General features: G+C 40.8%; 13 protein-coding genes and 1 riboswitch. Of the genes, 6 read left to right on the top strand and 7 right to left on the bottom strand.

Features of this window, described 5'->3' with window-relative positions; genetic code table 11:
* Positions 1-131 precede the first annotated feature (131 nt).
* Positions 132-310, bottom strand: a riboswitch (Lysine riboswitch).
* A gap of 138 nt (positions 311-448) precedes the next feature.
* A complete protein-coding gene (locus LG273_RS02100; protein ID WP_379563905.1) occupies positions 449-1,303 on the top strand; it encodes a GNAT family N-acetyltransferase in 855 nt (284 codons plus the stop codon).
* Between the two features lie 122 nt (positions 1,304-1,425).
* Here LG273_RS02100 and LG273_RS02095 read toward each other — a convergent pair whose 3' ends face one another.
* Entirely contained in the window at positions 1,426-1,578 is a 153-nt protein-coding gene (locus LG273_RS02095) for a hypothetical protein (RefSeq protein WP_379563907.1), read from the bottom strand.
* A gap of 178 nt (positions 1,579-1,756) precedes the next feature.
* Here LG273_RS02095 and LG273_RS02090 point away from each other — a divergent pair, with 178 nt between their 5' ends.
* Genes LG273_RS02090 through thrB form a run of 3 tightly spaced genes read left to right on the top strand, consistent with a single transcriptional unit; the run spans position 1,757 to position 5,020 of the window.
* Positions 1,757-3,085 (top strand): homoserine dehydrogenase, encoded by a 1,329-nt coding sequence (locus LG273_RS02090; RefSeq protein ID WP_404457319.1) that lies wholly within the window; start codon positions 1,757-1,759, stop codon positions 3,083-3,085.
* Positions 3,054-4,115: a threonine synthase gene (gene thrC / locus LG273_RS02085; RefSeq protein WP_404457317.1), complete on the top strand. Its 1,062-nt coding sequence runs from the start codon at positions 3,054-3,056 to the stop codon at positions 4,113-4,115. The genes LG273_RS02090 and thrC overlap by 32 nt, the downstream gene beginning before the upstream one ends.
* On the top strand, positions 4,112-5,020 hold the full coding sequence (gene thrB / locus LG273_RS02080) for a homoserine kinase (protein WP_404457315.1): 909 nt from the start codon (positions 4,112-4,114) through the stop codon (positions 5,018-5,020). The genes thrC and thrB overlap by 4 nt, the downstream gene beginning before the upstream one ends.
* A gap of 62 nt (positions 5,021-5,082) precedes the next feature.
* Here thrB and argF read toward each other — a convergent pair whose 3' ends face one another.
* Positions 5,083-6,048, bottom strand: coding sequence for an ornithine carbamoyltransferase (argF, locus tag LG273_RS02075; RefSeq protein ID WP_404457313.1), 966 nt, complete (start codon positions 6,046-6,048; stop codon positions 5,083-5,085).
* A gap of 144 nt (positions 6,049-6,192) precedes the next feature.
* Here argF and LG273_RS02070 point away from each other — a divergent pair, with 144 nt between their 5' ends.
* Positions 6,193-6,576, top strand: a complete 384-nt coding sequence (locus LG273_RS02070; RefSeq protein ID WP_379563914.1) for a hypothetical protein — start codon at positions 6,193-6,195, stop codon at positions 6,574-6,576.
* Between the two features lie 18 nt (positions 6,577-6,594).
* On the opposite strand, the gene LG273_RS02065 is transcribed toward LG273_RS02070, so the two are convergent.
* Complete coding sequence (locus LG273_RS02065; RefSeq protein WP_379563916.1) at positions 6,595-7,785, bottom strand: class I SAM-dependent rRNA methyltransferase; 1,191 nt, start codon at positions 7,783-7,785, stop codon at positions 6,595-6,597.
* A 230-nt stretch (positions 7,786-8,015) separates the two neighbouring features.
* Here LG273_RS02065 and LG273_RS02060 point away from each other — a divergent pair, with 230 nt between their 5' ends.
* A complete protein-coding gene (locus LG273_RS02060) occupies positions 8,016-9,278 on the top strand; it encodes an AAA family ATPase (RefSeq protein ID WP_404457311.1) in 1,263 nt (420 codons plus the stop codon).
* Between the two features lie 65 nt (positions 9,279-9,343).
* Here the strand turns inward: LG273_RS02060 and LG273_RS02055 are convergent, their stop codons facing one another.
* From LG273_RS02055 to LG273_RS02040, 4 genes are read right to left on the bottom strand one after another with little or no spacing between them, the layout of a single operon-like run.
* Positions 9,344-10,042: a hypothetical protein gene (locus LG273_RS02055; protein WP_404457310.1), complete on the bottom strand. Its 699-nt coding sequence runs from the start codon at positions 10,040-10,042 to the stop codon at positions 9,344-9,346.
* The gene (locus LG273_RS02050) at positions 10,039-10,776 is read right to left on the bottom strand and encodes a hypothetical protein (RefSeq protein ID WP_404457308.1); all 738 of its coding nucleotides are present in this window, start codon (positions 10,774-10,776) and stop codon (positions 10,039-10,041) included. Before LG273_RS02050 ends, LG273_RS02055 begins: the two co-directional genes overlap by 4 nt.
* Entirely contained in the window at positions 10,763-11,653 is an 891-nt protein-coding gene (locus LG273_RS02045) for an ATP-binding cassette domain-containing protein (protein ID WP_404457306.1), read from the bottom strand. The genes LG273_RS02050 and LG273_RS02045 overlap by 14 nt, the downstream gene beginning before the upstream one ends.
* Complete coding sequence (locus tag LG273_RS02040; protein ID WP_379563926.1) at positions 11,650-12,036, bottom strand: GntR family transcriptional regulator; 387 nt, start codon at positions 12,034-12,036, stop codon at positions 11,650-11,652. Before LG273_RS02040 ends, LG273_RS02045 begins: the two co-directional genes overlap by 4 nt.
* Positions 12,037-12,206 lie beyond the last annotated feature (170 nt).

The following is a 12,206-nucleotide window of genomic DNA, read 5'->3' as shown; positions in this document are numbered from 1 at the left end:
TGTAAAACTCCCCTTCTCTTAATTAAAATACGAGGGAGGTACATGGAGATAAGTGAAAAATGTACGCAAAAAGGCAATGATAGAAAATAACCTACCATTGCCACTACAATTAATATACGTTATCCTCCATTTCGATCAGTAGTTCTCCATGCACAATCCCTTTAGCATGACAGTATGTCCCCTATTTGAAAACATACCAGCAATAATAAGCTTGACTCTTATTACGCTTCGGCCAGCAACCCTTTTATCAATACTCAACGATGTCATACTCCTATTGACTACTCATGTTGCTCGCGCCTCTACCTCACCGATCTGATAAGGTCTTTTATGAAATTATCTTGATTTTACTAGAATTCAATCTATTAATCAAGGACAAATATGTTTTCGTTGTAGGAGAGGAAGAGATTGGTATACCATGAAGAAAAACAGATACAAAGGGGTGAACACCATGTCTAACTATATAAGAAGGCTCAACGAACAGGATTTCCAAGATGTCAAAGCCATGGATACTGGCATTGAAGACGACTATGTTATTCGGATTTTTCATAGATTATTAGATGACAATAATAGACTGTTTGGTCTTTTCCATAAGGAGAGTCTAGTCAGTATTGCCGGTTATTCAGTTTATGCGAGGAAGTATGCCATGCTAGGTCGCTTGCGGAGTGATCGCCGCTATAGAGGAAATGATTTCTCCACAACCTTAGTAAAATACACGATGAAGGAAGTACTTAAGCATCCGGCAATCACGTGGGTTGGCGGCAATACACAAGAAGAGAACCTTGCTGGCAGAAGAGTCCTAGAAAAAGCTGGCCTGCAGCCCTTCATCACGCTCTATGGTGCTACAACGAAAGATGTTTCTAAGCTTGAAACAGGAGCTCGGCCATGGGCGAAAGTACATAACCTTAACAGGAAGAAAGAATTAGTTTACAAAGGTTATCTTGACAACTCTAGCATATTTCCTTACCAATGTTATTACCCTTTTCCAGCTTCATGGGAGTTATTTACAGACGAAAACTTAGAAGCCTGGTCGTTTTACGAAAATAATAATCAAGATCGATTTCTTATCATGAAAGAAGACCAAAAGAAGAACGTTTACTTACATGTTATCTACCCTTGGAACGACATGGTTCATCAAGAGGGGTTATGGGAAACTATCTCAGACAACTATCAACAACTTGCCATGCAAACTATGGAAGCGACTTATGTCTGGATGGATCTAACAAAAGAAGAAGCAAAACTACTACCAGATAACCACCCATTCACCTTGGCATCACCCTGGATATTATTCGGAACAGCAAAATGACACTCTTGCCTTTTCGTTTTCGACCAACTACCTGCCTGGACTTGGGCACCCCCCAAGTCCGAGTTGTTTCCATATGCATATGTTGTTTCAGGAAAAGCATCGTAAATACGGTTCTCCTACTGTCACTTTTTATTTTTTCGAAATAAAACAATGCTTAACACCCCTGTTAACAGGCCAACCGCTCCACCAGCTTCCAGGTTTCCCAAAAGTAACCCAATCCCTGCCCCGAGCAATAAGCATGTAATAAAAGTAATTCCAACGGTTGCTTCACTCATATTGACACCTCCACGTTGCCTTATACTCTAGTGTATTAAGCAATCGCCATTTGGTTAATCTGGTTATCACTTTTTCGTATAAACATCCTTTTGTTCTATAGTCGGAAAATTCGCTATTGCTATACTTCTTCATCCATGTTTAAATATCTAATAACCAAAACAATGAAGAGGTGATTTTGTGGGAGAGAAAGTTTCTGTCAGTATCCTAGGATTAGGTGTCGTAGGATCAGGTGTAGTAAAGTTAATAAAAGATCATCAAGAAGAACTGGCACATCGGTTAGGTTGTAGCGTACATGTTAAAAGTGTTTTAGTACGAGATTTAGAAAAGGCACGCGATATTACCATTGAGGAGACACTTCTCACCACAAATCCAAATGATATATTAGAAGACCCAGAGGTTGATATCATTGTAGAAGTAATGGGAGGAATTGAGGAATCCTTCCAGCTTATTTTAAAAGCATTCTCTGTTAAAAAGCATGTAGTGACGGCCAATAAAGACCTCGTGGCTTTACATGGGGCCGAACTCCAACAAGCTGCGGATAGAAATCAATGTGACTTTTATTATGAAGCAAGCGTTGCTGGCGGAATACCTATTTTAAGAGGCATCACAGACGGACTTTCTTCAGATCGCATTCAACAAGTGATGGGGATTGTAAATGGGACAACAAATTATATTCTTACGAAGATGAATAATGAAGGGGTTTCGTACGAGAATGCCCTAAAAGAAGCTCAACATCTCGGCTTTGCTGAAGCGGATCCTACGGCAGACGTGGAAGGACTAGATGCAGCCAGAAAAATGGCAATCCTTGGTCGTCTTGCTTTTTCAACTAATATTGATCTAGAAGAGGTCGAAGTTGCCGGAATTAAGAACCTCGAATTAGAAGACTTGAAATATGGAGAACGACTCGGCTATACCATGAAGCTGATCGGTTTTGCAAGCTGCCATGATGGCGAAGTAGAAGTTAATGTACAACCTACCCTGCTGTCCAAAAATCATCCACTTGCAGATGTGAAGAATGAATACAATGCCGTTTATGTTTATGGAGAAGCAGTTGGCGAGACAATGTTTTATGGGCCAGGAGCTGGTAGCTTACCAACTGCCACAGCGGTTGTATCCGATTTAGTGACAGTAATTAAGAATATGAAGCTGGGAGTAAGTGGCCACAGCACCATAAAACCTCGCTTTAAGAAAGAGCTTAAGACAGCAGAAAAGCGAATGGGCCAATATTACATCCGTTTGCATGTAAAAGATGAAGTGGGAGCTTTTTCAACCATCTCTTCTCTTTTTAATACGTTTAACATTAGTTTCAAACGAATTTTACAGACACCAATTAAGAAACATGAGACTGCAGAAATTATTTTGGTCACACACCAAACATCATTAGCAACATTTCATGCTTCTTTAAAAGACCTTAAAGAATTAGACGTCGTTCAAGAAATTAAAAGCTACTACAAAGTTGAAGGAGATGTTGAGCGTGAGATGGCAGGGGTTACTCAAACACTATAAAGATTACTTGCCCGTAACAGAAAACACACCAGAGATCTCTTTAGGGGAAGGAAATACACCGCTTATCCATTTTAAAAATCTATCCAGAAAGGTAGGAATCGATCTTTATGGAAAGGTTGAAGGAGCAAATCCAACGGGCTCTTTTAAGGACAGAGGAATGGTAATGGCTGTAGCCAAAGCGGTAGAAGAAGGTAGTAAAGCCATTGTATGTGCCTCTACCGGAAATACTTCTGCTTCCGCCGCGGCGTATGCAGCCAAAGCTGACATCCGCGCCATAATTGTCATCCCAAAAGGAAAGGTAGCTATGGGAAAGCTTGCCCAGGCTATCATGTACGGTGCCGAAATTGTAGAAATTGAGGGGAACTTTGATAAGGCCCTTTCCATGGTGAGAGAAATCAGTGAGAAAGCAGACGTCACCTTAGTGAATTCCGTTAATCCTTACCGACTGGAAGGACAGAAAACAGCAGCTTTTGAAGTATGCGAACAACTAGGGTCGGCACCTGATGTTCTTGCTATCCCTGTCGGAAATGCTGGCAATATTAGTGCCTACTGGAAAGGTTTTAAAGAATATCATGAAAAAAACAATGCTGGTCTCCCCAAAATGTTTGGTTTTGAAGCAGAGGGAGCTGCCGCTATTGTGAAGAATCAAATTATCACAGAGCCAGAAACTATAGCAACAGCAATTCGTATTGGAAATCCAGCTAGCTGGGAACTTGCCGTTACAGCAAGAGAAGAATCAGGCGGAAGCATAACTGCTGTTACCGATGAGGAGATTACCACTGCCTTTAAGCTTCTAGCCCAACAAGAAGGGGTTTTTGCAGAGCCTGGATCGTGCGCGTCCGTTGCTGGGGTCATCAGGCAATGTGAGCAAGGGAATATAAAAGAAGGAAGCAGCGTCGTTACTATCCTCACGGGAAATGGCTTAAAAGATCCGCAGACTGCTATTGATCAAATGGAAATTAAGCCAGTCTCCTTACCTAATGACGCCAACTCGTTACTAGACTATATCGGAAGTACGGTGACAGTATGACTTCTTACCGTATTTGTGTTCCTGCAAGTTCCGCTAATCTAGGGCCAGCATTTGACTCAGCAGGTATTGCGTTGGAACTCTATTTAACATTAGAAGTGGAAGAACAGTCAGCGTGGGAGTTTGTTCATACATCTGATCTGCTACCAGCTTGCTCACCTTATGAGGCACATTATATTTACCAAATTGCCGAAAAAACCGCCAATTTATATCAAAAGCCTCTCTCGCCTTGTAAAGTGACAGTTACCAGTGAAATTCCATTAGCTCGTGGACTTGGTAGCAGTGCTTCAGCTGTAATTGCCGGCATCGAATTAGCCAATCAACAATGTGACTTAAACCTGACAACTCATGACATGTTAAAACTCGGGACTGCAGTGGAAGGTCATCCAGATAATGTAGCAGCAGCCTTATTGGGAGGAATGGTTATATCCACAGCTCTTGAGGAAGAGGTCAAGCATGTGCAGCTTGCTCTTCCAGAGTTAGAAGCAGTTTTAAGCATTCCTTCCTTTGAGTTAAAGACAGAGGCAGCTAGAAATGTTTTGCCTAGTCAATTTAGTAGAGAAATGGCAACAATGGCAAGCAGTATCAGCAATGTATTCATTGCTGCTTTGGCGTCCGGGGATTTAGAGCTAGCCGGGGAAATGATGGAACAGGACTTATTTCATGAGCCCTATCGATCTAGTTTACTCCCCCATTACGAGAAGGTTAGACAGGAGGCAAAGTTGGCTGGAAGCTTAGGTACAGTTATTAGCGGTGCCGGCCCAACAATGCTTTCCTTTGCTCGAAAAGGGGAAGGACTTGCATTAGCCACACATCTACAAGGCATACTGCCAGATTTTCAAGTAGCATTAACCCATATCGCTAAGCACGGACTGCAAACAGAAACACTGAGACCCGCTACAGATTAATGGTAGCGAGCCTCAGTGTTTTTTAACGTGAATTAGTGTTGGGGTTTTTGTAATCTCCCAATTCACCCCATTATTGCAGCCATTAAGGCTTTTTGAGCATGTAGTCTATTCTCAGCCTGTTGAAAGACAATCGATTGTGTTCCGTCGATTACCTCAGCCGCTACCTCTTCTCCTCTATGTGCCGGAAGACAATGCATAAACGATGCATCTGGTTTCGCCAAGGAGAGCAGTTTAGGGGTAACTTGATGTTGATGAAACGCCTCTATCCTTTTCTTCTGTTCCTCTTCCTGTCCCATACTTGCCCAGACATCTGTATATATGATGTCTGCATCCGTTACCGCCATTTCGGGCTCTTGTTCAAAGTTAATACTTCCACTGGACGATGCTGTTAGCTTTTTAGCATTTTCGACTTCTACTTCTTTTGGAAAATAGCCATTTGGAGCACAAATGGTGAGGTTTATCCCCATTAAACCAGCTCCCACCATTATGGAATTTGCCATATTGTTCCCATCTCCGATGTATGTAACATTAATCCCTTTAAGCGCGCCTTTTTGTTCTTTGATAGTCAACAGATCCGCAAGTACCTGACAAGGGTGGTAAAGATCGGTCAGCCCATTTATAACTGGAATACTAGCATTCTCCGCAAGCTGTTCAACCATCTCCTGGGAAAAGGTCCGGATCATAATTCCATCGAGATATCCTGATAAAACCTTAGCAGTATCAGCAATTGACTCCCCTCTGCCAATTTGTAAATCTTTCGTACTGAGAAATATTCCATTACCTCCAAGCTGGTAAATTCCCGCTTCAAAAGACACCCTCGTACGTGTCGATGCTTTTTCGAAAATCATACCAAGTGTCTTTCCTTTTAAAAGAGCTTCCTCTTCCCCATTTTTCCTTTTCGCTTTAAGTTGCTCCGCTAACTGTAGTAAATAATGAATTTCTTCCTTTGTAAAATCTCCTAAGGTTAAAAAGTCACGACCTGCAAGAAGCTTTGTGCTATTTGGCGCTTCCTTTAATTGTATCGGCATCATGCATCTCCACCCTTCAGAATGTATATACGAATTATTATGCATTATTTAGAATAAATATACAACTGTTTTCATTGTTTATTTTATGGGTAGTTGTGATAGTTGGTTGAATAGTTTTCAGCGTCGAATGGCAGGCGGTATTGGTTGATTGAACTGCTTTCTGCGTTGATTGGACCCCTCTCTTGGTTGATTGAACTGCTTTCTGCGTTGATTGGGCTCCTCTCTTGGTTGATTGAACTGCTTTCTGCGTTGATTGGGCCCCTCTCCTGGTTGATTAAACTGCTTTCTGCGTTGATTGGGCCCCTCTCCTGGTTGATTAAACTGCCTTATACGCCGATTGGACTCCTCTCCTGGTTGATTGAACGACTTTCTACGCCGATTGGGTTCCTCTCCTGGTTGATTGAACGACTTTCTACGCCGATTGGGCTCCTCTCCTGGTTGATTGAACGACTTTCTACGCCGATTGGGTTCCTCTCCTGGTTGATTAAACTGCCTTCACCGACAAACAAAAAAACATCGCTCTGCTAGACAGCAAAGCGATGCGCTCTATTTCACCTGTATAAATAATACTTTCAAATAATTCCCTTGTGGAAATTGGCGATTTACTTGAAAGTCTGCAGGCAGATGATATTCCTCAACTATTTTATAGCCTGTCTTCATTTGTTTAAAAGCTTTCTCAACAAAGCCTTTAAACTTTTTCATCCCAAAGCTTGCATTGTTTGTAGACGCGACAATAATTCCATTTTTAGCTGTGATCTCGATTGTATCCATCAACAGTTTTGGATAATCCTTCGCAGTACTGAATGTACGCTTTTTAGACCTGGCAAAGCTTGGTGGGTCCAGTACGACCATATCAAATTTTAATTGATGGCGTTTAGCATACTGGAAATAATCAAACACGTCCATTACTCGGATATCATGCTGTTCAAAGTCGAGGCCGTTCACACTGAACTGTTCAATTGTTTTTGCCTTCGAGCGCTTAGCAAGATCCACACTGGTCGTCTTATCCGCTCCTCCAAGAGCTGCAGCTATCGAAAATGCTCCTGTATAAGAAAAGGTGTTAAGCACATGCTTGCCCTTCGCATATTTATCGCGAATAGCTTTTCTTACATCCCGTTGATCAAGGAATATCCCGACCATCGCACCATCGTTTAAATATACAGCGTAGCGCATGCCATTTTCCTTAACGATTACTGGAAACTCCCCACGCTCTCCTTTTACAAAGTCGTCATCTTCCATATACTTTCCTTTAGTATCAAAGCGTTTCTTTTCATAAATTGCTTTATAATCACCGAGGTTGTCCAGTACCTGGATGACCTGTTCTTTAAACGAATAAATCCCATCACTATACCAATTGATCAAGTAATAGCGATCAAAGTAATCAATGGTTAAGCCACCAATGCCGTCACCTTCTCCGTTAAACAGGCGAAAAGCAGTTGTCTCTTCGTTCTGATAAAAACCCTTGCGTTTATTAATTGCTTTCAGGATTTTTTGCTGGAAGAATGAGAAATCAATGGCTTCTTGTTTGTTCGTCAAAACCCAACCAATTCCTTTGTTCTGCCTGCCATAATATCCTCTCGCAAGAAAGCCACGTCTTGAATCAACAAGGTCAATAATCGAGCCTTCTTCTTTTAAGGCCTGCTCATTTATAATGGCATCTTTATTAATTAACGGTAATCCTCTACGAATATCTTCTATAAATGAATCTTTCACTTTTAACTCAATAGTAGTTTGCATGTTGTCATCCTTAACTTTTTTTCTTATTATCGCATGTGATCTCAAAAAGCGAAAGAGAAGTCCAATTGAACAATTGTCCCCCCTCTTATCTATTGGTACAAAATTAATTTTTATTCAAGCAAATTATTGCTGAATACTGTGATATGATGGGATTTATAAACTGAAAATTCATTAGGCGGGAGTCTTCCTTTCAGATGGTACAAACCAATTCATGTGAAAAGGAGCAATTCATGAAAACGAAATCCTTAATCAACTTTAATGAGATTACAAGAAAGGATATCCCCCATTACTACGATTACGCTTTTGCTATTGATAAAGCACAGCAAATCCTAAAAGAAAAACTCGGAGATGAGCTTTCCTTATATGAAGCAGAGGAGGATCTTACTGAATTAGAAGAGGCCGTTTCTACCATGCTTCAACAACAAGACCCAGCCATTCAGACATTGGGAACAGTATTTGACACAGTAGCAGTTTCCACCATTTCCTTTAATGACAAAGAACAATATCGCATTAAACCTTCACTGAATAACCATATTTTCTATTTTCCCCATTATCATGTGGCAAGTATGAAGATACCCATTTTTCAAAGCCATATGGAGTACGAGCGTTCATTTGTATTCGCCCGAAGCCATGAAGAGCTACTTCAATTCCTCGAGTATATTACAAAGCAACAACGAGCATATATGCAAGAAGACATCACCGTATTAACAGATACGGATGAAGGATTAAAACGATCTAAAGAAAAACTAACCAATCAAATCTCCAGAGAAAGCATTTTATTGGAAGAACAAGTGAAAACAGATATTTTTCGCTCCATTGATGAATTCTTTGTTAAGGGCGGAGCATTTTACAAGGCTTACAATATCCCTTACAAAAGAGGGATTCTCCTGTATGGCAGTCCTGGAAACGGGAAAACAACACTTGTGAAGTCGATTGCCGGCAGTGTGCCCGCACCCGTTGTTTACTGGCAGATTACCGAATATACATCAAGTTACTCTATAAGCGAGGTTTTCTCTATTGCTACAAGGATGGCACCACTTGTTCTTATTATTGAAGACATTGATTCCATGCCTGAAGAAGCACGCTCCGTATTTTTAAACACATTAGATGGCGCGACTTCCAAAGAAGGGATTTTCCTTATCGGCACGACAAACTATCCGGAAAAAACTGATCCGGCGCTAATCAATCGCGCAGGTAGATTTGACAGAGCCTATGAGGTTAAACAGCCTGACGAATCGTTACGCGACACTTATTTACGCAGTAAAGGACTGGATCGATTCCTTGAAGAACCTGCTATCTCACGGTTAACCAAGCAAACAAAAGGGTTATCGATCGCGCAGCTGAATGAACTCTATATGTCGATTGCCTTAAAATGGCATTATGAAAAACAGGTAGATGCAGAGGCAATTGTTAAAGAGCTTCAAGAAAACCACCGAAGAACGATGAAACAGGATTGGGAAATGGAAGAGTATGCTGGGAAGCTAGGTTTCTAGTATTCTATATAAAATTCCTTAGCTAACAAAAGCCGAGTAGACTTTATATGTCTCTCGGCTCTTGTTTATCTCACATAATTAATATAGGAATCTGGATTAAGATCCAACGTTTGATCTTCCCCTACCCGAATTAAAACAACATTTTCTCCATGCTGTACGGTCGATTCGTTCTCACTTCCCATAAACGTTCTTCCCGTAAATTGATTGAACGGAAAGGGATCTTTAAAGGTATTTAATTCAACTTCTTCATAACCATCTGGGCTTATGATATGCAACCCGTCCCCGGATAATGTTACAGCAGGCGGGTTAATATACTCGCTCATATCCTCACCATCCATATAAAGAGGGGTTTCATAGTAAATGACTTCCACAGCATCTCCCATTCCCGCTACTTTTTCCACGTAAATAGGAGCCATGAGTTCTTCACTTGGACTAGAGATAATATGAAGTTCCTCTCCTGAGTATGTGAAATCCCATCCCTCCCGAACGAAAGCTTCATCAATATCCTCCGGGTTTCCGCCGTCCATATAGCTATAGAGTGATGGGCTACTAGGTTTTTCTTCGCCACTACTTGCAGGGCGTTCTTCAAAAGGTTGCACAATTGCAAGAATGATACCACAAGCTATTAAAATAGATACATATAAAGGGAGCAACCATCTTTCTTTTCTCCTTAAGGCAGGAAAACTCTTTGCACTGAACCTTACTAACATAATGACACCTATCATAAGGACGGTCAGTAATATAATGGGTAAGAGTGCTATCATTTAATTACCTCCTGACGATTAGATACTAGAATACTAGCCAAAAATAGTAAGAGAATAGTCCCCACCATTTTTATCATAAACAACCAAAAGGTATGCTCTTGAAAATAGAAACGAAAGAATGAAAAAACATCTGGAACAAAAGATGAAAAAATAAACAGCAGACCAATTAAGACAACAGGCACAATAACCACTAATGTACGATGCATTTGTGTTATACAGCCAATCAAATAGCCTATTGCACCAAAAAATAAAACGTATAGAATGGTTGCTGAAGCACCAGTTAGCCATTCTCCCAGTGCGAGTGGAGCGGTTGAACTAATAAAAGTATGCCCCTGCACATACTGAATCATTTGGATTGCATATTGCGATATTATTGCAGTTAGCCCCGCGACCACACTGGCAGACACTAGGAACAGCATATTCGCCAGGTTACTGCTTAAACGATTTGTTACAAATAGAAAATCATCATTTCGATAGGCTTTTGTCGTGATAAGAATGGCACTAAAAAACGCCCAGCCCATGGTTAGAGCCACTACCGTATCTGTAGAATAAAAACTCATACTTAATGAAACATTCCCCATACTCGTGCCTGATTGACCAGTACCACCCCACGTAAAAACGATGGCAAGCAACTGCAAAGCGACCATCGAATTAAACACACCAGCAAAACCCTTCCACTTAAACAACCACTGTTTTCCTACCAATTTACTTAATGACGGATTATTTAAAGACATCATCGATCCCCCCTCTCATCGGGTTTGTCAGATAAACACAGACATCACTAGCCGATACAGGTGTAATTTCCATACCTAAATGCCTTGCTTTGTCTATGTTTAATCCTTCATTTTTCACCACTGCAAAACAGCTATTTATTCCTACTTCTTCCTGATACAATACTTCTTTATCAGCTACCCACTGTCTTACCAGTTCTGATCTGCCTGTTAACCCAACAGCATAATTCCGTATTACATCAATTGACTCATGGAGCAGTGTTTTTCCGTCCTTCATCAGGAGTATATCTTCTAAAACTTCCTCAAGTTCTTCTAAATGATGACTGGAAATAATCATCGTCCGTGGGTGGGCCAAATAATCCTTTAGTAAGGCCCTGTTAAAGTCTTTTCTTACCGAAGCATCCATCCCTGATGTCGGTTCATCAAACAACGTTACTTCACAACGCGCCACAAGACCAAAAATCATATTAAACGTGCTCGCTTTACCTTTTGATAGCTCATTATGTAACTGGTTAGGATGAAAGGAAAAATACTTGAATAAGCGCTCTGCCAGCTGACTATCCCAATTACCATAGAAGCGTTTCCCTGCTTCCAATATTTCTGACAGGGTAAGTGTATGGGGGAAGTCCATTTGATCATCAATATACATAACATTAGCTGAAACAGAAAGACTATTAAATGGGTTTGTATTTAATACCTCTACATGGCCAGATGTTGGCCTCCACAGTCCCGAGAGTATTTTTAGCAGAGTCGTTTTACCTGCCCCATTTTTTCCAATAAGTCCCGTGATAGTATTTTTTCTTATTTGGAACGAAAGATCGCTTAATACTTGCACACTGCCCTGCCTTTTTGTCACCCTTTCACACTTCACAATGGTCATTTCGCTTCCCCCTTTATCTTTTGTACGCTCTCCCGCAGCATGTCTTGTAACTCTTCTTCTTTTACTTGTAGCCGCGTTGCCTCTAAGGCTACCTCATCTAAAAGCTTTCTCAACGTATGATTTTTACGTTTCGATAAAATTAGTTGTCTCGCTTCTTGTGTAACAAACTTACCTAATCCTCGCTTGCTATATAAAATCTTTTCATCAGACAGCAAATTTAGCCCTTTGGCTGCCGTTGCCGGGTTAATCGTAAATATTTCCGCAAGCTTATATTGGGAATAAACCTTGTCATTTGGCTGGAAATTCCCATTAAGTATCTCTGTCTCGATCCATTCTGCAATTTGAACATAAATGGGCTTTGTGCCATCTGAAAGTAAATGCAAACCAGCAACCTCCCTCCAACTAACTTAGTACATTAGTCGTGTAATGTAGTATATAATTATCCCCATAATAAAACAAGAGCAACATGCAAAGTTTTAAAAAATTTACTCAACACTCGCATGAAGAAAACAATCTTCCCCCGTATTTGCCAAGGGGATAGTGCAATAAGATC

Source organism: Oceanobacillus kapialis (assembly GCF_044790185.1).
GTDB classification, from domain to species: Bacteria; Bacillota; Bacilli; order Bacillales; family Amphibacillaceae; genus Oceanobacillus_B; species Oceanobacillus_B kapialis.
This window is presented reverse-complemented; position numbering and strand designations above follow the sequence as displayed.

Coding starts and splice junctions, on each gene's coding strand:
- LG273_RS02100 (WP_379563905.1), top strand. CDS start 449: ATGTCTAACTATATAAGAAGGCTCAACGAACAGGATTTCCAAGATGTC.
- LG273_RS02095 (WP_379563907.1), bottom strand. CDS start 1,578: ATGAGTGAAGCAACCGTTGGAATTACTTTTATTACATGCTTATTGCTC.
- thrB (WP_404457315.1), top strand. CDS start 4,112: ATGACTTCTTACCGTATTTGTGTTCCTGCAAGTTCCGCTAATCTAGGG.
- argF (WP_404457313.1), bottom strand. CDS start 6,048: ATGCCGATACAATTAAAGGAAGCGCCAAATAGCACAAAGCTTCTTGCA.
- LG273_RS02065 (WP_379563916.1), bottom strand. CDS start 7,785: ATGCAAACTACTATTGAGTTAAAAGTGAAAGATTCATTTATAGAAGAT.
- LG273_RS02060 (WP_404457311.1), top strand. CDS start 8,016: ATGAAAACGAAATCCTTAATCAACTTTAATGAGATTACAAGAAAGGAT.
- LG273_RS02055 (WP_404457310.1), bottom strand. CDS start 10,042: ATGATAGCACTCTTACCCATTATATTACTGACCGTCCTTATGATAGGT.
- LG273_RS02050 (WP_404457308.1), bottom strand. CDS start 10,776: ATGTCTTTAAATAATCCGTCATTAAGTAAATTGGTAGGAAAACAGTGG.
- LG273_RS02045 (WP_404457306.1), bottom strand. CDS start 11,653: ATGACCATTGTGAAGTGTGAAAGGGTGACAAAAAGGCAGGGCAGTGTG.